15 protein-coding genes are annotated in these 20,386 nt (G+C 64.3%); all 15 read right to left on the bottom strand.

What is annotated here, in order from left to right:
- Nucleotides 1-186: 186 nt before the first annotated feature.
- Nucleotides 187-1,560 (bottom strand): L-serine ammonia-lyase, encoded by a 1,374-nt coding sequence (locus FYJ44_RS02225; RefSeq protein ID WP_154508751.1) that lies wholly within the window; start codon nucleotides 1,558-1,560, stop codon nucleotides 187-189.
- Between the two features lie 140 nt (nucleotides 1,561-1,700).
- Nucleotides 1,701-2,198, bottom strand: coding sequence for a LeuD/DmdB family oxidoreductase small subunit (locus FYJ44_RS02230; protein WP_154508753.1), 498 nt, complete (start codon nucleotides 2,196-2,198; stop codon nucleotides 1,701-1,703).
- Between the two features lie 15 nt (nucleotides 2,199-2,213).
- Nucleotides 2,214-3,476, bottom strand: coding sequence for a 3-isopropylmalate dehydratase large subunit (locus tag FYJ44_RS02235; protein WP_154508755.1), 1,263 nt, complete (start codon nucleotides 3,474-3,476; stop codon nucleotides 2,214-2,216).
- A gap of 102 nt (nucleotides 3,477-3,578) precedes the next feature.
- Nucleotides 3,579-4,742, bottom strand: coding sequence for a 2-methylaconitate cis-trans isomerase PrpF family protein (locus FYJ44_RS02240; protein WP_154508757.1), 1,164 nt, complete (start codon nucleotides 4,740-4,742; stop codon nucleotides 3,579-3,581).
- A gap of 32 nt (nucleotides 4,743-4,774) precedes the next feature.
- Nucleotides 4,775-5,746 (bottom strand): Bug family tripartite tricarboxylate transporter substrate binding protein, encoded by a 972-nt coding sequence (locus FYJ44_RS02245; protein WP_154508759.1) that lies wholly within the window; start codon nucleotides 5,744-5,746, stop codon nucleotides 4,775-4,777.
- A gap of 38 nt (nucleotides 5,747-5,784) precedes the next feature.
- The gene (locus FYJ44_RS02250) at nucleotides 5,785-7,014 is read right to left on the bottom strand and encodes a M20/M25/M40 family metallo-hydrolase (RefSeq protein WP_154508761.1); all 1,230 of its coding nucleotides are present in this window, start codon (nucleotides 7,012-7,014) and stop codon (nucleotides 5,785-5,787) included.
- Nucleotides 7,015-7,037: 23 nt separating this feature from the next.
- On the bottom strand, nucleotides 7,038-8,534 hold the full coding sequence (locus tag FYJ44_RS02255) for a tripartite tricarboxylate transporter permease (protein ID WP_154508763.1): 1,497 nt from the start codon (nucleotides 8,532-8,534) through the stop codon (nucleotides 7,038-7,040).
- Between the two features lie 48 nt (nucleotides 8,535-8,582).
- Nucleotides 8,583-9,068: a tripartite tricarboxylate transporter TctB family protein gene (locus tag FYJ44_RS02260; RefSeq protein ID WP_154508765.1), complete on the bottom strand. Its 486-nt coding sequence runs from the start codon at nucleotides 9,066-9,068 to the stop codon at nucleotides 8,583-8,585.
- An 80-nt stretch (nucleotides 9,069-9,148) separates the two neighbouring features.
- The gene (locus FYJ44_RS02265) at nucleotides 9,149-11,149 is read right to left on the bottom strand and encodes a sigma 54-interacting transcriptional regulator (protein ID WP_195840930.1); all 2,001 of its coding nucleotides are present in this window, start codon (nucleotides 11,147-11,149) and stop codon (nucleotides 9,149-9,151) included.
- Between the two features lie 83 nt (nucleotides 11,150-11,232).
- Nucleotides 11,233-12,099, bottom strand: coding sequence for an isocitrate lyase/PEP mutase family protein (locus FYJ44_RS02270; RefSeq protein ID WP_154508769.1), 867 nt, complete (start codon nucleotides 12,097-12,099; stop codon nucleotides 11,233-11,235).
- 402 nt (nucleotides 12,100-12,501) lie between these two features.
- Nucleotides 12,502-14,841 (bottom strand): hydratase, encoded by a 2,340-nt coding sequence (locus FYJ44_RS02275; RefSeq protein WP_154508771.1) that lies wholly within the window; start codon nucleotides 14,839-14,841, stop codon nucleotides 12,502-12,504.
- 42 nt (nucleotides 14,842-14,883) lie between these two features.
- Nucleotides 14,884-15,564 (bottom strand): LysE family translocator, encoded by a 681-nt coding sequence (locus tag FYJ44_RS02280; protein ID WP_154508773.1) that lies wholly within the window; start codon nucleotides 15,562-15,564, stop codon nucleotides 14,884-14,886.
- A gap of 207 nt (nucleotides 15,565-15,771) precedes the next feature.
- On the bottom strand, nucleotides 15,772-16,911 hold the full coding sequence (icd, locus tag FYJ44_RS02285; RefSeq protein ID WP_154508775.1) for an NADP-dependent isocitrate dehydrogenase: 1,140 nt from the start codon (nucleotides 16,909-16,911) through the stop codon (nucleotides 15,772-15,774).
- A gap of 76 nt (nucleotides 16,912-16,987) precedes the next feature.
- The gene (locus FYJ44_RS02290; protein WP_154508777.1) at nucleotides 16,988-18,841 is read right to left on the bottom strand and encodes a hydroxymethylglutaryl-CoA lyase-like TIM-barrel protein; all 1,854 of its coding nucleotides are present in this window, start codon (nucleotides 18,839-18,841) and stop codon (nucleotides 16,988-16,990) included.
- 116 nt (nucleotides 18,842-18,957) lie between these two features.
- A complete protein-coding gene (locus FYJ44_RS02295; protein ID WP_154508779.1) occupies nucleotides 18,958-19,929 on the bottom strand; it encodes a P1 family peptidase in 972 nt (323 codons plus the stop codon).
- Nucleotides 19,930-20,386: the final 457 nt, after the last annotated feature.

A 20,386-nucleotide genomic window follows, 5' to 3' on the forward strand; every position in this document is an offset into this window, starting at 1 on the left:
TGAAGAGAGCGGAGACGGCCGGGCCGCACCCGCAAGGCGCGGGCGTGGACAGCAAAGACTCGGATGTCGGAACTCAGTGCTAAAGGGGAATGGATTTTTTCCGCAGCCGACGGCTGGCGCTGCTGTTGGACTGGCGCAATTCCAAAAGCAAAACGTGTTGAGCGTTTCAACGTTCTTCTGGTCCGGTCAGCCCCGGTAAGCCTCGCCGATGGCCTGGGCCAGACCTCCCAGCGAGGTTTCCTTGTAGCGGGCCTGCAGATCAACGCCCGTGCGGTACATGACTTCAATGATCTTGTCCAGCGAAACCACGCGCTGGCGGCCGTCCTCCAGGCGGGAAAGCTGGGCGCAGTTCACGGCGCGTTCGGCGGCCACGCCGTTGCGTTCGATGCAGGGAATCTGCACCAGGCCGCCCACGGGGTCGCAGGTCAGGCCCAGGTTGTGCTCCATGCCGATTTCGGCGGCTACTTCCACCTGCTTCACGCTGCCGCCGGTCACCGCGCAATAGGCCCCGGCGGCCATGGAACAGGCCACGCCCACTTCGCCCTGGCAGCCCACCTCTGCGCCGGAAATGGAGGCGTTCAGCTTGTAGAACAGGCCGATGGCCCCGGCCGTGAGCAGAAAGTCGCGTTCGCCCTGTTCCGTGGCGTGCGGGTAAAAGTTGGTATAGTACATCAGCACCGCGGGCACGACGCCCGCCGCGCCGTTGGTGGGCGCGGTGACGATGCGCCCGCCCGAGGCGTTTTCCTCGGCCACGGCAAAAGCGTAGAGCATGGGCCAGAGGCTCAGGTCGCGGCGGCCCGTGGCCTGAAGGGCGCTGACCTTGCGCAGCAGGTTGGGGGCCCTGCGCCGCACCTTGTAGCCGCCGGGCAGCACGCCGTCCGTGCAGCAGCCCCGCTCCACGGAGTCGCGCATGGTGGCGATAATGGTCGCCATGCGCGCGGCCACATCCGCCTCTGAACGCCAGAAAATCTCGTTGGCCAGCACGATGTCCGCGATGCTTTTGCCTTCCCGTTCGCAGATGGCGAAGAGTTCGCCGGCTGTGGCGTAAGGATACGGCGGCGTGGGGTATTCCTCCGGCGGCGCGTCGAAGTCCTCCTCGGTGCGGATGAAACCGCCGCCGATGGAATAGTATGTTCTGGTCAAAAGGGTCGCGCCGTCGGCGTCAGCGGCCGTGAGCGTCAGGGCGTTGGAGTGGCGGGGCAGAAACAGCCCCTTATGCACCAGCATGTCCCGTTCATAGACGAAAGGCACAGGCCGTTCGCCCGCCAGCAGCAGGTCCGCGTTGCGCTTCAGCGCGCCGATCCGTTCGGCCAGACGCGCCGGTTCGGCGCTGTGCGGCTCTTCCCCTTCCAGGCCGCTGAGCACTGCGCCCATGGTGCCGTGCCCGTCGCCGGTGAGCGCCAGAGAGCCGTAAAGGTCAAGCTGGACGCGGGCCGTGTTTTCCAGCAGGCCCTTGCCGCGCAGTTCGTCGGCAAAGGCTTTGCCCGCGAGCATGGGGCCGACGGTATGGGACGAGGAGGGGCCGATGCCGATTTTGAACAGGTCAAACACGCTGAGCATGGTTTTCTCCGCCTGGATATTTGGAGGAGTATGCCGGAATATCCCCGCGGAGTCGAGGGGCGGCGGGCCCATACGGCGCAAGAAGGGGCATGCCGGTCCATGTGGAAAACCGGCATGCCCTGGTTGAGGGAGGAGGGAACTCAGCGTGCGGCGAGCTGGTGCTTGAGGTGGGCGATGAGGCCGCCCTCGCGGATCAGTTCCAGAATGTGCGGCGGCAGTACGGAGCAGAAGTATTCCTCACCGCGCGCGTGATTCCGAATGCGCCCGGCCGCGAAGTCGATTTCCAGGTCGTCGTCCTGGCGGATTTTATCCGCATCCGCGCATTCCACCACGGGCAGACCCAGATTGATGGCGTTGCGGTAGAAAATCCGGGCGAAGAATTTGGCCACGATGGCCCCCACCTTGAGGTGGCGCAGGGAGAGCGGGGCCAGTTCCCGGCTGGAGCCGGAACCGAAGTTTCTGCCCGCCACGATGATGGTGCCCGGCTTCGCCCGCGTGGCGAAATCCGGGTCCACGCCGCTCATGGTCCAGGGCGCGGCCTCCTCGACGGAAAGCTCCATGTACTGCGGCGGCGAGATGATGTCCGTGTTGATGTTGTCTCCGAAAATATATGCCGGGCCTCTACGGATGTCTGACATGTCTGCTCTCCTTGCCTACAAAAATTCCCTGGGGTCCGTGAGCCGTCCGGTCACCGCAGAGGCGGCGGCGGTCAGGGGCGAAGCCAGGTAGGTTTCGGCCTTTTTGCTGCCCAGGCGGCCGATGAAGTTACGGTTGGTGGTGGACACGCAAATCTGCCCGTCGGCCAGCACGCCGGAGTGCAGCCCCACGCAGACGCCGCAGGTGGGCGCCAGGATGACGGCTCCGGCTTCGGAAAGCGCCAGCAGCGTGCCGTCGTCGGCGGCCCGCTCCCAGATGCTCTTGGAAGCGGGCGAAACCAGCAGGCGGCAGCCGGAGGCCACCTTGCGCCCCCTGAGCAACCGGGCCGCGGCGGCCAGGTCCGTGTAACGGCCGCCGGTGCAGGAACCGATGTAGGCCTGGTCGATGCGCGCGGCGTTCGCTTCCGTCACCGGCCGGACGTTGTCCACCTCGTGCGGGCAGGCCAGCATGGGCGTGAGCGTTGCGGCGTCATAGCCCCGCCGTTCGCTGAAAACGGCGTCGATGTCGCTGTCCAGGCGCGGGAAGGGGCCAGCAAGGCCCTGGCCCAGCAGAAAGGCCTCGGTGGTTTCGTCGGTGGGGATCAGCCCGGCCTTGGCTCCCATTTCCACAGCCATGTTGGAGAGGCAGAAACGTTCGTCCATGCTCAGGGCGGCTACGGCCTCGCCCGTGTATTCCACGGCCTTGTAGGTGGCTCCGGCATGGCCGATGTCGCCGATGGTCGCCAGGGAAATGTCCTTGGCCATGACGCCGGGCGGCGGCGTGCCGCGCCATGTCACGCGAATGGTTTCGGGCACGCGCAGCCAGATCCGGCCGGTGGCCAGAATGCCCACCATTTCCGTGGAGCCCACGCCGCTGGCGAAAGCGCCCAGGGCTCCGCCCATGCAGGTGTGCGAATCCGTCCCCATGACCACCGTGCCCGGCAGCACGTGGCCGTGCTCGGCCATGACCTGATGGCAGGGGCCCACAAAGGCGTAATAGTTTCTGATGCCGTATTCCTGCGCCCATTCCTGGGTGAATTTGACGATGGCCGCCTGCTTGGCGTTGGCTGGAGGGGTGTAATGATCCGCGATGATCACTACCTTGTCCGGATCCCAGACCGGCACGTTCAGTTCACGCATACGTTCGGCGATTTCCACGCGCGGGCCCAGAATGTCGTCCATCATGGCCCGGTCCACATCGGCCCAGACAATTTCCCCGGCCCGCACTTCCTGGCGTCCGGCCGCCCCGGCGATGATTTTTTCAGCTATGGTCATGCCCATGTTTTTTCCCTTTGCCGGTGGCGGCGATGGAGAGGAACGGTCGGAGCCCGCGCGGCCGGGGACGGGATAGGCAAGCGCCGCACAGGTCGGAAAGTGCTGGGATTAACAAGATGCCTTGGGCACATAGACGTAACCGTCCATGATCCGGCGGGCCGTGCGGTAGACGCCCAGACGGGTGACGGCCACGCCGCCCGGTTCGTCCGGCGCTTCGCGGGCCTCGGCCTCCACCGGGATGACCCCCGAGGGGTGGCCGATGAGGATGGTCCGCGCCTGCTTGCCGCGCTCGCCGAGCGCCTCCCAGGCCACGCTGCCGGGAATGCGGCAGGCCGCGCCGGTGCAGACCGTGCCGGTGATGGGATAGGCCTTGTGCATTTTGAGCATGAACAGCAGACGGGAAACCAGGTCCGCGTCTCCGGCCCTGACCTTTTTGCCGTTGATGGCCGTGTAGTCCGCCGGGGGGCTGACGATGGCGAAGAAAGGATTGTAGGGGCTTTGCAGGGCCGCGTTTTCCGGCGCGTCCGTCAGGCCGCAAAGCACAGCGGCCTTGCCCCGGATTTTTTCGATCACGGCCATCAGCGCCGCGTCGCCCTCTATTTCTGCCGGGCTTTCCGTGCCCTTCATGCCCAGGGAGGCGGCGTGGATAAAAACCAGGGGATTGCCCGCGTCCACCAGAGAGACGGGATATTCCCTTCCGTCGATGTGGAAAACGTCCTTGGCTTTGCCCGTGGGCAGCAGCTTGCCGGTGATGCCGCCGGCCACGCCGGACCAGTCCAGGGTCACGCGCGCGCCCGTGCCGGGGCAGCCGTCAATGGCGAAATCCCCGCTGATCCGCGCCTTGCCGTCCTTCACCGGCACTTCCGCCGTCAGCACGCTGCCGCTGTTGGTGAGGTGGATGCGCACCGTGGTCACGGGTTCCACGGCCCGCACCATGCCTTCGTCAATGGCGAAGCCGCCCACGGCCGAGGAAATGTTGCCGCAGTTGCCCTTGTAATCGATGAAGGCTTTCTCGAAGCTGACCTGGCCGAAGGTGTAGTCCACGTCGCAGTCGGCTTTGCTGGAGGGGCCGATGATGGCCAGCTTGCTGGTCAGCACGTCGGCTCCGCCCAGGCCGTCGATCTGGCGGATGTCCGGGCTGCCGAAAACGGCCAGGATGACCGCGTCGCGCCTGGCCGGATCGGCGGGCAGGTCGTTGGCACGCAGAAAAATTCCCTTGCTCGTGCCGCCGCGCACGATGGCACAGCGGATCTGTTCCATTTCGGGATGCATGTCCGTTCTCCTTGGAAAACCCGCGTTCGTCCTTATTGAACGTCGGCTTCCTTGATGGTTTCACCCAGAAATTCCCAGGTCTTGTCCACGACCTTCTGGAATTCGGCGGCTGAAAGATAGTCGGTGGAGAGCCCAGCCTTGGCGAACTTGGCCTTTACTCCTGGATCGGCTAGGGCTTCCTTGACCAAATTCTGCATGATTTCCACGCGCTCATCAGGTACGCGCCGGGGTGCCAGCAGACCGTGCGGGGAACCGAAGACGTATTCCGGCCCCGCCTGTTCCGCGAAGGTAGGTACGTCGGGAAATTCCGGCAGCCGTTGGGGGCTGGTCACCCCGATCATCCTGAAATCGCCGGAGAGCACGTAGGGCTTTTGATTGGTGGTAACACCGAAGCCACTGGTCACATGGCGGCCCAGCAGGGCCGTGGAAACCTCCTGTCCGCTGGCATAGGTAATATGGGGCAGATCCACGCCGGGAAAGGTCTTTAAAATTCGGCGCATGAACAGGCTTTGGGTGGAATAGGCCCCGTGGGTCGCGTAGTTGACCTTGCCGGGATTGGCTTTAGCGGCTTCCATCAACCCCCTGATGTCCTTGATGTCCGAATCGGCGTTGACGGCCAGGCTCATCCACATGTTGGTGATCTGGACAACGGTGCGGAAATCCTTGAGGCTGTAACCGGTTTTTTTGAGGTGGGCCACAGTGGAGAAAGGGGCTATGCCGGGGAAGCCGAAGGTGTATCCGTCGGGCTTGGCCCTGGCCACGTCCAGCATAGCCGGCGCGCCAGCCCCGCCGCCCTTGCAGACAATGTTCAGGATGATGTTGTGCTTGGTCTGAAAATATTCGGCTAGAACGCGGGCGGCGATGTCCACAGCGCCGCCGGGCCCGAAGGGTACGATGATGGTCACGGGCCGGTCGGGATAGGCGGCTCGGGCCGACAGAGGGAAAGCCGGGAACAACAGGGCGCAGACGAGAAGAGCGGACAGAATACGCGAGTTTTTTTTCATGGTTTTTCTCCTTTGACAGTCAGTGGGGTGCGCGGATGTTACAAGCGTGCTTTCGGCGCGGCGGTGAAGACGTGCGCGGCCTGAAGCGCCGTAAGCGCCATCAGTTTGCAGCGCGGAATGAGGGTGGAAGGGCGAAAATATTCTGCGGGCGAGTGCATGTCCGCCCCCTCGGGACCCATGCTGCAGAGCACGGGCAGACCCAGCACGCTTGAACAATAGCCGGATTCAGCCGCGCCCTTGGAGTGCTCGGCGTGGATGTAGTAGTCCAGACATTCCCCGGCATGGGCGGCCAACTCGTAAAGTTGTCGTACCGTGGGCGTGGTTTCCAGCGGCGGCAGGCGCACGCCTCCGCTGACATGGGCATGGGTGCCGGGCACCTTGCAACAGGCCGTTTCTTCGCGCACCCTGTCGGCCAGGGCCAGACCGTCTTCCAGTCTGGCGAAGGAGAGATGCAGTCGAGCCCAGGCGTTGGGGGCCACGGAATTGGCGGAGATGCCACCGCTGATCAGTCCGGTGTTCACCGTGGTGCCGTTGGTGAGATCCAGATGTTCGTTAAAAGCCAGGATGTTGTGGGCCAGCTCAAGAATGGCGGAAGCGCCTTCTTCGTAATTACGCCCGGCATGGGCGGCTTTGCCCGTGATTTCCAGCAGCATGTGCCCTGATCCCTTGCGTTCGATGGTCACGCCGTTGCCAGGATACCCTGCTTCCGAGCAGAGCACGGCGTGTGCGCCGTTGAGCTGTTCGCCCAGTATGGATGCGCTGGAGGCCGAGCCCAGTTCTTCGTCGGGGGTGAAGGTCAAGGTCATGGGTACGGGCATCAGACCAAGCTCCTTCAGCGCTCTGGCCACAAACATGTTCTGCACAAGGCCAGCCTTCATGTCCGCCGCACCTGGACCGGTGGCTCTGTCGGCGGCGCGGTCCAGGCGGAAGGGGCGGGCCGCCGCCGTCCCGGCCGGAAAGACCGTGTCTATGTGCCCGATGAAAGCCACGCCCGGTCCGGCCTCCTCAGCCTGGCTGCGGGCGCAGAACACGTTGCCCAGGGAGTCCATCCAGGGCTCATCGGGCGGCGAGGGCCTTTTGGGCAGTCTGGCCGTCTGAAAGCCCGCTTCGGCCATCCAAGCGGCGAGCGTCTCGCCCACTTTGTTCACATCGTCGCCGTCGTGGGAAAAAGAATCCATGTTCACGATACGTTCCAGAAGGGTAAGCATTTCTGGCTCCTTGTCATTGAACCAGACATCCAGCTTTTCTTTCCATTGCGTGAGTTCCATGTAGGGCTCCTTGTCTGTGTTGGTCAGGATTTGCTCGGGTTCTTCCGGGAATCGCGAAGGTCGTTCCAAACGGACTTGATCAGCACAAAGAGGCTGAGTCCCAGGATGATGCAGGCCACGGGGCTGGTGTAGAAAATGGCATAGTCGTTCTGGGAAATGCTCAATGCCCGGCGGAAGTTAGCTTCGGCAATGGGTTCCAGGATCATGGCCAGCAGCAGCGGCGGCAAGGGGAAGTCGCACTTGATCATCAGATAGCCCACAGTGCCGAACACCGCTACCACCAGCAGGTCAAAGGTGGAATTGTTTACTGCAAAGCCGCCCACTGCGCAGAGCGTGACCACGATGGGCATGAGCACCCCGCCGGGAATGGCCGTGATCTTATTGGCCCCGCGCACGGCGATGAGTCCGCAGACCAGCATCAGCACATTGGCGGTGATGAAGGCCGCGAAAATGCCGTACACCATGACCGGATGCTCCACAAAAAGCAGCGGGCCGGGCGTCAGGCCTTGGATCATCAGCGCGCCCAGCATAATGGCGGTGATGATGTCGCCGGGCACGCCCAGGGTCAGCAGGGGGATCAGCGCGCCGCCGCAGACCGCGTTGTTGGAGGATTCCGTGGCGGCAATGCCCTCCAGGCAGCCCTTGCCGTACATTTCCGGCGTCTTGGAGTGGCGCTTGGCCTCGGAGTAGGCGAAAAAGGTGGCCGCACTCACGCCGGTGGCCGGAATGATCCCGATGGCTGTACCGATGGCCGAGGAGCGCAGGAAGTTTACGGCATTGCCGGTAAGATCTTTAAGAGAAAGACCGCGCCTGGATATCTTACCTTCCTTGAGCGACACGCCCCGGATCACGTCCTCCACGGTCACCAGAACTTGGGACATGGCGAACAGGCCCACCAGCACGGGCACCAGGGACAGGCCGTTGAAAAGATCCGGAATGTTGAATGTGTTGCGCATGTCGCTGGTGACCGGGTCTAGTCCGATGGTGGCGAGAAACAGGCCCACACAGGCGGAAACCAAGCCTTTGATCAGGTGGCCGGAGGAGAGCGAGGCCACGATGGTCAGGCCGAAGACGGCCACCGCGAAATATTCCGGCGCGCTGAAGGACATGGCCGCGCGGGCCAGCAGCGGCGCCACGGAAACCAGGACAAGCGCGCTGAAAATGCCGCCGATGAAGGAGGCCACGGTGGCCATGTCCAAGGCTCGGCGGGATTCGCCGCGCGCGGTCAAAGCCGGACCTTCCAGCATGGTGGCTGCGGCGGAAACCGTGCCCGGTGTGCCCACCAGAATGGCCGTGATGCAGCCGCCGTAAATGGCCCCGCAGTACATGCCCAACAGGGCGGAAAAAGCGTCCACCGGGGCCATGCCGAAAGTCAGTGGAATGAGCAGGGCCACGCCCATGGCCGCCGTCAGTCCGGGCAGCGCGCCGAAGATTATCCCCAAGGCCACACCCATGAGGTTGGCCAGCAGAGCGCTCAGACTGAGGGCGCTCATAATTCCGTCAATAATGTTCGCAAACATGTATTTCTCCTCTGAGAGCGGATGCCGGTTGTGCTGCGGGCCGGAAATTCAGGGCAGCATGATCTGGAAAAACCAGCCAAAGGCCGCGAGCAGGACGGCCGTGGTCAACACAGCCACCAGCAGGACCTCCACGGGCTTGCGCCTGCCGAGCAGGGGCAGGGCAATCAGAAGAAAGAGACAAGTGCTGATGCAGAAGGCTCCGCCCGAAGCGAAGGGCGGGTTTTCCATGGCAGCGAAAAGGTCGCCGAGACCGGTCAGAGTGATCAGATAAAGATAGATAAGGCCGAGGAAGCAAAGAACTTTTTTGAAGACGCGGGGTTCCGGCCAATAGCGCTTATCGGGCATCTGGCGCAGACCCTTGACGATCAGAATGCAACTCAGGACGGCGAGAATGACGAGAACCGCTCTGGGCACGCCGCCGGGCCCCACGTTTTCGGTGCTTCCGGCCGCAGGCAGCAGGCTGACGCTGTATGCGCCCACGGCGCACAGTCCGAGCAGAATAAGGCCACTGACAACGTCTGTTGGGCTTTTCATTATATTCCTCGCTGGGTTGGCATGGGATATCAGCCAGAGCGTTTCGCGTTTGAAGACGGGGGCTATCCCGGCGGCCGCTTTTATTTCATGCTGCTGTCGCCCCCATCCTCTTCCGTTTCAGCAATATTCGGACGTTCCCGCAGTTTGCGCCAGAGACTGACCCGACTGATGCCCAGGCGCCGGGCCGCGCGCGCGTAATCGCCGTTGCAGGCGGAAAGCTGCCGCGTAATGGCCTCGTATTCCGCGCGCCGCGCGATTTCCCTGAGTGTTTCGCCGCTGTCCGGGGGCGGAGGAGTGAAGGGATCGCTCCCGCCGCAGACGCATGGCCCACTTTCCTGGGCGCGGGTCCGGGAGAAGAGTTCCCGCAGGGATCGCTGCGGAAAAAGGCCGGAAATCAGGGCCAGACGTTCCATGACGTTGGCCAGTTCGCGTACGTTGCCGGGCCAGGCGTGTTCGCGCAGCAGGTCGCCCAGCTCCTTGTCCAGCGCCTCTCTGTCCAGACCCGTGCAGGCCGCGCCGCGTGCGGCCTTGCGCAGGAAGTGGCAGGCCAGATAGAGGATGTCGTTGCCCCGCTCGCGCAACGGGGGAATGTGGAGCGGCAAGACGTTGCAGCGATAGAAAAGATCCTGGCGGAAGAGCCCGCGCGCCGCCAGGGCTTGGAGATTCCTGTTGGTGGCGCAGATGATCCGCACGTCAATGGGAATCATCTGCGCGCCGCCGACGCGCATGACTTCCCGCTCCTGCAGGACGCGCAGCAGGCGGGCCTGGAGGTGGTAGGGCATCTCGCTGATCTCATCCAGAAAAAGCGTGCCCTCGTGGGCCAGCTCGAAATACCCGGCTTTGCCCTTGCGCCGTGCGCCGGTGAACGCGCCCTCCTCATAGCCGAAAAGCTCGCTTTCCAGCAGGGACGGGGGAATGGCCGCGCAATTGACCGCCACAAAGGGCGCCGCGGCCCGGCGGCTGGCCAGATGCATGCCCTGGGCGAAAAGTTCCTTGCCGCTGCCGGATTCGCCCTGGATCAGTACCGAGGCGTCGGTTTCAGCATAGCCGGCGGCCAGTTTTTTGAGTTCCTTCATGCCCGCGTTGCGGGTCAGGATGTCCGCGAGCCGCCAGCGGGCCTCGAAGCCGTGGGCGCGTTGGCGGCCCCGCAGGCGCTGCTCCGCCTGGCGGATGCGCTCGGCTCCGGCGAAGGTGCAGACCACGCCGATGCTGCGGCCGTTCATCCGGATGGGCACGCGGTTGGTCACGATGGTCTGGCCGTTGATGTCCTGCAGCTCGTTGAGCTCGGACGTGCCGTTGTGCAGCACGTTCCAGGTGCGGGTGTTGGGCACCACGTCGCGCGCATCCCGCCCCACGGCCTCGTCGGCCTTGATCTGCAGAATGTTTTCCGCCGCCGGGTTGATCAGGGTCAGGGCGTTGTTTTCATCCGTGACCATGATGCCCTCGGCGATGGTGTTCAGAATGGTCATGGTCCGGGCCTGGCGCTGCAACTCCACCCGGCGGATGCGGGCGATGGCGAAGGCCTCACGCAGGGCGCGCCGTACCGCGTCCTCGCCGGCTTCCAGCACGATGCCGTCCACGCCGCAGAGTTCGCGCATGCCCGCCACCAGCGCTCCGCCCACGCCCAACTGCGCGCCTTCGGCCGCGGCCTCCAGCATGCGGGAGGATTTCTCCTCGCGGGTGTGGAAAAGATATTCGCGGATTTCCATGCCCAGGGCCCGGGCCACGGCCTGCACTTCCGGCAGGGGCTCCTGGTAGTTGAAAAAGGCCGCTTTGTGGATTTTTCCCTGAAAAGGCAGGAGAACCCGCAGTAGGTCCAAGGCCGTGGTGGAAACCGTCACCACGGGGACATCCACCTGGGACTGGATGTAGTCGGCGCTGCCGCCGCGGCTGCAGATAACTTCCGGCTGTTCGCTGTTGATGAGTTGCCGGGCCGCCGCCACGGCCTCTTCCAGGGCAACGCCCATACGCACCGCCAGACTGCAGGGAAGGCCCTCCGCCACGCGGGCGAACATGGCGCTCAGATTGCCGTAGGGGGCCACCAGGGCGATTTTGTATGGGGGAGAGGCGTATTCAATCATGGTCTTTCCTGTGGCGGATGGTGCGTCGGCGCTGCGGCTTCGCATGACCGGGGCCCGGCCGGGCCGGACCCCGGACCCGGGGTTCAGCCCGCGTACTTCCGGCTGAGCGCGTTGTAGGCGTCCAGGCCGATGAAGGCGTTGAATTCCGGGAAGGTCAGCAGATGGTCGAAGAAATCCGCCGTGGTGTTGTGGGTTTTGAGGTGCTGCATGTAATTGCGCACGGCCAGGGCCGCCGCGTACAGCGGGCCGGTGCAGTAGATGGCGATGCCGAAACCCATGTCTTCCAGCTCTTTGGTCGTGGGGATGGGCGTGCGTCCGCCCTCCAGCATGTTGGCCAGAGTCGGGGTGTTGGGGAAGACCTCGTTGATCTTGCGCATTTCGTCCAGATTTTCCGGGGACTCGATGAAAATGAGATCGGCCCCGGCTTCTTCGTAGGCCTTGCCGCGCTCAAGGGCTTCCTCCAGGCCGTGGTCGGTGCGGGCGTCGGTGCGGGCGATAATCACGAAGTCGTCGTCCCGACGGCTGTCCGCGGCGGCCTTGATTTTCTGGACCATTTCTTCCCTGGGAATGACCTTGCGCCCGAGCATATGTCCGCAGCGCTTGGGGAAAACCTGGTCTTCCAGCTGGATGGCGCAGACCCCGGCCTTTTCGTATTCGCGCACGGTGCGCATGACGTTGAGCGGATTGCCGTAACCGGTGTCGCCGTCGGCCAGCACCGGCACGTCCACCGCCTCGGCCAGATTGCGGGCCCGGTCCACCATTTCGGTCATGGTCAGCAGGCCTACGTCGGGCTGGCCCAGGATACTGGCCGAGGTGCCGTAGCCGGTCATATAGACGGCCTTGAAACCGGAATGTTCGATGATTTTGGCGCTGAGGACGTCATAGGCTCCGGGGGCCACCAGCAGTTCCGGGGCCCGCAGCATCTGCTTGAGGAGGGTGGTCTTTTTCATGTCTTTTCCTTGCTTGTTTGATGAAGTGCCTGGCGTTCCGCCCGCGCGGAGTACGGAAATTCAGGCCGGCTTTTCCTCCTTGGATATCAATATTTGTGCCATGCTATAATTAATTGAAATAAATGGATAAATTTTTAAGAGCAGGGTTGCAGTTTTGATAAAAGCTGCAGAGTTGAAACAAGCGGGAAGATGCGGCCTGGCCGCTGAGGGGGACGAAACGGAAAGAAGAGGGTGTCATGGCGACCGGGACGTGGGAAAACCCCGGCGTCCCGGCCGCACAACGGCAATCTGGAGCTTTTTGTGAATGAAGGTAGCCGCTTGCCGTTGAATCTATGGCTCAGCCAGCGGCAAAAACGTGTTTTTGTCCCGCTTTCACCTGTGGGCCTGTTCAACGGTAACGTTCTACAGCGGCCGTTTGCTGTTGTAGAAGTTGATCAGGCAGCCGTCCAGAATGATCCGGCGCTCGTCGTCGGTCAGTTCCTTGAGGCTCAGGCCGATCTGTTCGGCCCGGACCTTGCGCTGTCCGCCTTCCCCGTTTTCATGCACCAGGCAGGCCAGGATGGCGGGATGGGCTTCTTCCACGGCCTTGCGGATGTTCGGGATCACCAGATAGTCGCCCACGCGCAGGTCTTTGGCCAGATCCGCGTCGGCCACAAAGGGCAGCATGCCCCAGTTGATCAGGTTGGAGCGATAGCGCTTGGTGGCGTATTCCACGGCCAGGTTGGCCCAGCCGCCCAGCACCTTCTGGCAGGAGGCCGCCTGTTCGCGCGCCGAGCCGTCGCCCGGCTTGACCGCGAAGATGGTGGTGCCCAGGCCGATGTTTTCCAGGGGCCGCAGCCCGGCGAAAAGGTCTTCCATTTCGGACTGGCCGCCGCAGGGCGCGCAGATTTCGCGCACGCGGGCCAGCAGTTCCGGATCGGTGGGATTCTTCAGGCGGGCTTTTTCCAGGGTCTGGAAGGCCTTGGCCCGGCCCACGTAACCGGGGTCCTTGCGGGACAGAGCGTGCTCCGCCAGCTTGAGCGGATTGGAGCGCAGGGAAGAGGTCTCGCCCGAGGGAATCAGTTCGTCCGTGGTGGTCACCGGGTCGGTGATCACGCTGGCCACCTGGAGCAGCAGGTGTTGGGGCAGGGGGCTCATTTCCGGCCAGTCCGCGATATTCGGGCCGAAGATCAGCGGCGTTTCCGGCTTGGGCGCGCCAAAGCCGTTGTACACGCGGCGCTGGTAGATCACGGGCTCGAAGCGGTAGTCGAGGTCCACGTTCAGTTCCGGGGATTTCCAGTCCAGATCCGTGGCCGGGGTCAGGCGGCCGCCGCGCGCTGCGGTGGCCGCGATGGAGCGGGCGTCCATAAGCGCCACGGCGGAAAGCTGGCCGCCCGAGGGCTTGGAGCCTTCGCGGTTGGGGAAGTTGCGGGTGGAGTGGCGGATGGACAGCGCCCCGTTGGCCGGGGTGTCGCCCGCGCCGAAGCAGGGCCCGCAGAAGGCGTTTTTGAGCACAGCCCCGGCGGCCATCAGTTTGGCTGTGGAGCCGTTGCGCACCAGGGCCAGAGCCTGCGGCTCGCTGGCCGGGTAGACCGAGAGGCTGAAGGCCTGGTTGCCCGTGCTCTTGCCGTCCAGAATGGCGGCGGCCAGGCTGATGTTTTCAAAGGAGCCGCCCGCGCAGCCCGCGATGATGCCCTGGTCCACCCAGACGCCGCCATCGCGGATCTTGCCGCGCAGGTTCAGGCTCTTGCCCGCCTCGCCGAACTGCTGCACGGCCTCCGCGTCCACGGCGGCCAGAATCTCGTCCGCGCGGCGGGCCACTTCGGCGACAGGGAAGACGTTGCTGGGATGGAAGGGCAGGGCGATCATGGGTTCGATTTTGCCCAGATCCACCCGGATCAGGCCGTCGTAACAGGCCGGACCCTGAAGGGCCAGTTCGACGAAATCCTGTTCGCGCCCGTGCAGGGCCAGGTATTGGCGAACCTTGCCGTCCGTGCGCCAGATGGAGGACAGACAGGTGGTTTCCGTGGTCATCACGTCGATGCCGCAGCGGTATTCCACCGAGAGCCCGTCAATGCCGGGACCCATGAATTCCAGAACCTTGTTCTTCACAAAGCCGCTCTTGAACACCGCGCCGATAATGGCCAGAGCCACGTCCTGCGGCCCCACGCCGGGCGCGGGCGTTCCCTCCAGCCACACGGCCACCACCTGGGGCGCGGGCACGTCGTAGGTCTTGCCCAGAAGCTGCTTGACCAGTTCCGGGCCGCCTTCGCCCACGCCCATGACGCCCAGCGCGCCGTAGCGGGTGTGGCTGTCCGAACCCAGAATCATGCCGCCGCACTTGGTCATCATTTCGCGCACGTACTGGTGGATGACCGCCAGATGCGGGGGCACGAAGATGCCGCCGTATTTTTGCGCCGCCGAGAGGCCGAAGAGATGGTCGTCCTCGTTGATGGTGCCGCCCACGGCGCAGAGGCTGTTGTGGCAGTTGGTCAGGGCGTAGGGCACGGGAAATTCCGTGAGGCCGCTGGCCCTGGCGGTCTGGATGATGCCCACGTAGGTGATGTCGTGGGAGGCCAGGGCGTCGAAGCGCAGGCGCAGGGTCGCGTCCGTGGCCGGGGCGTTGTTGTGCGCGGCCAGAATGCGGCGGGCCAGGGTGTTCGCGCGCGCGGCGTCCATGTCCATGCCGCGGGCTTTGGCCTCATCGGCGAACAGAATCTGCGCGCCGTCAAGAACGGTGGTCTGGTCGAAAAGCTGGATCATAAAGAAACCTTCTTCAATAGTGTTGACGTGGAAGCTCCGGCGTCAGTCGTTGTGCGCCGCGGCCAGCTTGAGGCCGAAGGCGATGAAGACGACGCCGGTGCAGCGTTGCAGCCACTGTTGGAAACGGGAGCTTTCAAAGGCCTTGCGCACATGGCCCAGCATGTAGGCCAGGGGCACGTACCAGCACAGGCAGAGCGCCGACATGATGCCGCCCAGTTCCAGAAACTGCGGAGCCAGGGGCATGTGCGGGTTCATGAACTGCGGCAAAAAGGTCAGAAAGATCAGCACGGCCTTGGGGTTGAGGATATTGGTCAGCAGACCCTGCTTGAAGGCCCGCCGGAGCAGGGCCCTGGTCGGCCTCGGCACGGGGCGCGCCGCTTCCTCCGGGTTTTCTTCCGCGTCCCGGCCGGGAAGGGGCGCGGTTCTGACCACGGCCTGGCTCTGGCGCAGCGCCTGAACGCCCAGCCAGAACAGATAGGCCGCGCCGATGTATTTCAGGACGCTGAACAGAAAGACCGATTGCGCGATGATGGCGGAGATGCCCAGCATGGCCGCGCTGGTGTGGATGACGATGCCCAGGGCCACGCCGCAGGCCGCCGCCTGGCCCTGCGGCCTGCCGTCCAGCAGCGAAATCTTGGCGATGAGGGCGAAATCCGGCCCGGGCAGCATCACCAGAATGGCGGCCAGAGGCACAAAGAGCAACAGGTTTTCCAGTGAGATCATGGCAGGCCTTCATGGGGAGGGCAAAAGCGCCATCGGCGGTTCAGAGGGCGCGGCCCTCCGAGAACCCCGTTACCTATCCGTTTTTCCGTGGCCGTTCATGCGGGCGATGCTCGTGACCGGCGCTCTGAAAAATAAAAGTTTTGCGGGTAGGGGGCCGGGGGAGGGGCGCTTTTTTCAAAAAGCGCCCCTCCCCCGGAAAGACCCGTCTTACAAATTCGCCCCGATAATATCGCCGAACTCGGCGCAGCCCACCACCCGCGCGCCGCTGACCTGGGCGGCCAGGTCCACGGTGACGGATTTGGCGGCAATGGCCTTGCCCACGGCGGCGCGGATGCGCTCTGCGGCTCTGGGCAGGCCCAGATGTTCCATGAGCAGCGCGCCGCAGAGGATCACGCTGCCGGGATTGGCCTTGTCCTGCCCGGCGATGGTGGGCGCGGTGCCGTGGGTGGCCTCGAAAAAGGCCAGGCTGTCGGACATGTTCACGCCCGGCGCGAGACCCAGCCCGCCCACCTGGGCGGCCAGGGCGTCGGAAATATAGTCGCCGTTGAGGTTGGGCGTGGCCAGTACCTGATACTGCTCGGGCCGCAACAGGGCTTCCTGGAACATGGCGTCGGCAATGCGGTCCTTGACCACCAGGCGGCCGGGCGCGGGTTCCTTTTCCGTGCAGGTCCTGTCGCCGAATTCCTGCGCGGCCACGTCGTAACCCCACTGGCGGAACGCGCCCTCGGTGAATTTCATGATATTGCCCTTGTGGACCAGGGTCAGGCTTTCGCGGCCGTTGTCCAGGGCGTAGCGCAGGGCGCGGCGCACCAGACGCTTGGAACCGGCCTCGGTCATGGGCTTGATGCCCACGGCGGCGGCCTCGCCCACCTTGGTCACGCCCAGCTCGTCGCGCAGAAAGGCGATGAGCTTGCGGGCCTCGGGGGTTCCGGCGGCGAATTCAACGCCCGCGTAAACGTCTTCCGTATTTTCGCGAAAGATGACCATGTCCACCCGTTCGGGGTGCTTGACCGGAGTCTCCAGACCTTCAAAATGGCGCACCGGCCGGATGCATGCGTAGAGATCCAGACCCTGGCGCAGAGCCACGTTCAGGCTGCGGATGCCCGTGCCCACAGGCGTGCCCAGAGGGCCTTTCATGGCGATGTCTGCGCCGCGCAGGGCGTCCAGGCTGGCTTCGGGCAGGGGGGAGCCGGTTTCGGCCACGGCCTTTTCCCCGGCGAGCAGTTCCTGCCAGTCCAGGCGCAGGTCCGATTCCTTGGCCAGGGCCGCGTCAATGACCGGCCGCGCTGCCCGCCAGATTTCCGGTCCGATGCCGTCGCCTTCGATCCAGTAGATTTTTTTGCGCATGATGCTTGTCCCGAGTTGCGTGTTCCGTGGAAAATGGAAGGCCGTCCCGCCGGACACGGCGGGACGGCCTTCCGGGCTAATCGTTGTCGCCGTCCGCCTCTTCCTGCTCTTCCTGCGAACCCACTTCCTGTTGCAGGGCGCGGGCGCGCCTGAGCAGTTCCTCCAGCTGGATGTCGCCGCTGACCACGCCCACGATGCGGTCATTTTCGTCGGTCACGGCGCAGGACACCGTGATGACCAGCTTGCCGGTGAAGTGCGACTGATAAACGTCCATGATATGCAGGTCGCCGGTTTTCATGGGCATCTTGAACCATTCGCGCTGCGAAAAGTCGTAGCCCACGGGCAGGGCTTCGTAAACTTCCCTGTATTCCGGGTCCGTGACGGCCGAGCAGCGCATCTTGCCCTGGGCGTCCGCAAGGCAGCAGAACTGGATGAAGGGGTACTCGCGCACGAATTCATCCAGCCGGGCGCAGGCCTGCTCGCTGAGGTCGGCCAGACCGGCGCTGCGGGACAGGCGCACGATGATGTGCGCGGCCAGATCTCCGGCCAGATGCTTGATCTGGTCGAATTCGGTGGCGAAGAGCTCGGGCATGAAGCGCTGGACCAGGGCTTCCATTTCGTCGTGGGAGAAGCTGGTGGTGCGCCCGGTTTCCTCGTACACGGCCATGATGGCGTCGTAGATCTGCCCCACGGCCGGGTGCTTTTTGGACACCTGCTTGTCGCCCGACAGGTTCAGATTGTTGTTGATCCAGTAGGCCACGCCCGCGCGTCCGGTCTTGTCGGTGATGATGATGGGCACCGGACGGCCCAGCAGATGCCTGGTGTCGAAGATGTTGTAGATCTCCTCGTTCTTGGCCAGGCCGTCGGCATGCACGCCCGCGCTGGTGGCGTTGAAGTCGCGCCCCACAAAGGGATAATTGTACGGGATGCGGTAGTGCAGTTCTTTTTCGAAGAACTGGGCCACTTCGCTCAGAATGGTGGTGTCCGCCGCCGCGTCCTCGCCGGTGAGGGAGATGTACTCCACCAGCAGGGCTTCCAGAGGGGTGTTGCCCGTGCGTTCACCGAAGCCGAACAGCGTGCCGTTGACCGCGCCGCAGCCGTACAGCCAGGCTGTGACGCCGTTGGTCAGCACCTTGTGGAAGTCGTTGTGGCCGTGCCATTCCAGCCACTGGCCGGGCACCCCGGCCTCGTCGGTGAAGGCCCGCACGATGCGCTGCACCGAGCGGGGCAGGGCCGCGCCGGGCCAGGGCACGCCGTAGCCCATGGTGTCGCAGAGGCGGATCTTCACCGGCATGCCGCTCTGGCGCGAGAGTTCCATAAGGCGCTGGGCCAGGGGCAGGCAGAAGCCGTAAATGTCGGCCCTGGTCACGTCCTCGAAGTGGCAGCGCGGAATGATGCCCCATTCCAGGGCCTGGGTGGCCAGATCCAGGTACATGTCCATGGCCTGCTGGCGGGTTTTGCCCAGCTTGAGGAAAATATGGTAGTCGGACACGCTGGTGAGCATGCCGGTTTCATCGAATTCCATGTCCCGCACCAGCTTGAGGTCTTCCTTGGTGGCGCGGATCCAGGCCGTGACCCGGGGGAAGCGGTAGCCGCGCGCCCGGCAGACGTCGATGCACTTGCGGTCTTTGGCCGAGTAGAGGAAAAATTCCGACGCCGTGATCAGCCCGGTTTTGCCGCCCAGACGGTGCAGAAAGTCGAACATCTTGGCCACCTGCTTGACCGTGTAGGGCGGCCTGGCCTGCTGGCCGTCGCGGAAGGTGGTGTCGGTGATGCGCATCTGCTCCGCCGGACGCGGAGCCAGCAGCACTTCGTCGAAAGACGTGCGGCAAATGCTCGTATAGGGGAAAAGTTCACGGTAGAGCTGGGGCTTTTCCGGGTCCTGAAGGCTCAGAACGCGGTTGCCGCCCGGCTGGTGAATGATGCTCATGGGCTGTGTCTCGCTCGTGCGCGCCCCCCGGGGCACGGTAGGGATTAGGACTATAAAAATTTTTTATACCCGCTTCCCGCCTGCCCGTCCAGTGTGGAGCCTGCGCCGGGACGGATTCAAGATGCATCCGCCGCATGCGTCACCGCGTCCGCGGCGGCGCGGGCCACAGCCTCGGCCCCCAGACAGCCCAGCAGGTTTTCCGTCCAGGGACCGGTGGCGGTCGGCGGCGGAGTCTTGGCGGCCAGAACGAAGACGATATCCCCGTCGTAAAGCAGATGCGCGGGCCGGATGGCGCGGGGCAGGCCCGTGGCGGCCATGCGGGCAAGGCGACTCGCCTGGACCTTGTTCAAGGGGATGTTCGTGCCCACCACGGTCAGCACTGTGTTGCTCACGGGCACATCTTCCCCGGCCAGAGCGGACAGCAGCACTTCGCGACCCAAAGGCGCGCCGTCCGCGCCGCGCCCGCCGGCCAGAAAGCGTCCGTCGTCCGGGTCGTGCACATTGCCCAAGGCGTTGACCACCACCAGAGCGGCCGCCTGTACGCCCTGCCGCTCGGCCAGGGCCGAACCCAGACCGGATTTGGCGGAATAGTCCGGTCCGGCGGCGGACATGCCGAAGGCCCTGCCGCAGCGCGCGCCGGTTCCCGCGCCCACCGCGCCGCGCGGCAGGGGCGCGCCCGCTCTCTCCAGGGCGGCGGCCGCCGCCGCGTAACCCATGTCCGCATCGGGCAGGAGGCCGGGCTTGCGGTTCATGTCCAGATCGTAAATCACCGCACCGCTGACGATGGGCACTGTGCCGTGCGGCATGGCGAAGCCCAGACCTCTTTCCCGCAGAAAACGCGTCACGCCGTCGGCGGCCGCCAGACCGAAGGCGCTGCCCCCGGCCAGCAGGATGCCGTGCACGCTGTCCACCAGAGATTCGGGCCGCAGCAGCTCGGTTTCGCGCGAGCCGGGCGCGAAACCGGGCACGGCCAGACCCGGCGTGCAGCCGCCGGGGCAGAGAATGGCGGTGCAGCCGGTGCCGTTGACCGCGTCTGTGGCGTGACCTGCCAGAATGCCGGGAATGGCCGTGAGGGTGTCGTTAACCATATGCTCTCCGGGATTGCGGGGTATTTCCGCAAGGTATTAAAAAACAGGCGGGAAGGCCTGTCAAACCTCTGTCCGTCCCGCCCGCCTCGCGGTGAAATATGAAGAGCGCCGGCAGCCCAGGGGGCAGGTCGCGGGGAAAACTCCGGCCGACACTTCCCGCAGTCGCGGGCTGCAAGACAGAGTTGCGGCCTGCAGGGGAAGGGCGGCAGGTATGGTGAGGCCGGGGGGAGCGGGGAGTCGTTTTGCTGTAATGCGAAAGGCGTCGGGGAGGAATCCCCCGGAGCGCGAAGCTAAGACGGGTGCTCAGGATTCAGAAGCGGCGGAGGGAGACAAACATCTGCTTCATGCTTTCCGCGCCATTGCGGTTATTTTTGTACCATTCGTCTTGTTCACGCGAAAAAACCGCCAATTTTACAAAGTTCCCGCAACGCCGGCCCCTCCATCCATGTTCCCCGCA

Source organism: Desulfovibrio porci (genome assembly GCF_009696265.1).
Lineage (GTDB): Bacteria > Desulfobacterota > Desulfovibrionia > Desulfovibrionales > Desulfovibrionaceae > Desulfovibrio > Desulfovibrio porci.

Excerpts from the sequence above, each read along its gene's own strand:
- FYJ44_RS02270 (WP_154508769.1), bottom strand. The coding sequence starts at position 12,099 with ATGAAAAAGACCACCCTCCTCAAGCAGATGCTGCGGGCCCCGGAACTG.
- FYJ44_RS02280 (WP_154508773.1), bottom strand. The coding sequence starts at position 15,564 with ATGATCTCACTGGAAAACCTGTTGCTCTTTGTGCCTCTGGCCGCCATT.
- FYJ44_RS02245 (WP_154508759.1), bottom strand. The coding sequence starts at position 5,746 with ATGAAAAAAAACTCGCGTATTCTGTCCGCTCTTCTCGTCTGCGCCCTG.
- FYJ44_RS02260 (WP_154508765.1), bottom strand. The coding sequence starts at position 9,068 with ATGAAAAGCCCAACAGACGTTGTCAGTGGCCTTATTCTGCTCGGACTG.
- FYJ44_RS02255 (WP_154508763.1), bottom strand. The coding sequence starts at position 8,534 with ATGTTTGCGAACATTATTGACGGAATTATGAGCGCCCTCAGTCTGAGC.
- FYJ44_RS02275 (WP_154508771.1), bottom strand. The coding sequence starts at position 14,841 with ATGATCCAGCTTTTCGACCAGACCACCGTTCTTGACGGCGCGCAGATT.
- FYJ44_RS02295 (WP_154508779.1), bottom strand. The coding sequence starts at position 19,929 with ATGGTTAACGACACCCTCACGGCCATTCCCGGCATTCTGGCAGGTCAC.
- FYJ44_RS02225 (WP_154508751.1), bottom strand. The coding sequence starts at position 1,560 with ATGCTCAGCGTGTTTGACCTGTTCAAAATCGGCATCGGCCCCTCCTCG.
- FYJ44_RS02265 (WP_195840930.1), bottom strand. The coding sequence starts at position 11,149 with ATGATTGAATACGCCTCTCCCCCATACAAAATCGCCCTGGTGGCCCCC.
- FYJ44_RS02250 (WP_154508761.1), bottom strand. The coding sequence starts at position 7,014 with ATGGAACTCACGCAATGGAAAGAAAAGCTGGATGTCTGGTTCAATGAC.
- FYJ44_RS02290 (WP_154508777.1), bottom strand. The coding sequence starts at position 18,841 with ATGAGCATCATTCACCAGCCGGGCGGCAACCGCGTTCTGAGCCTTCAG.
- FYJ44_RS02235 (WP_154508755.1), bottom strand. The coding sequence starts at position 3,476 with ATGGGCATGACCATAGCTGAAAAAATCATCGCCGGGGCGGCCGGACGC.
- FYJ44_RS02240 (WP_154508757.1), bottom strand. The coding sequence starts at position 4,742 with ATGCATCCCGAAATGGAACAGATCCGCTGTGCCATCGTGCGCGGCGGC.
- icd (WP_154508775.1), bottom strand. The coding sequence starts at position 16,911 with ATGCGCAAAAAAATCTACTGGATCGAAGGCGACGGCATCGGACCGGAA.
- FYJ44_RS02230 (WP_154508753.1), bottom strand. The coding sequence starts at position 2,198 with ATGTCAGACATCCGTAGAGGCCCGGCATATATTTTCGGAGACAACATC.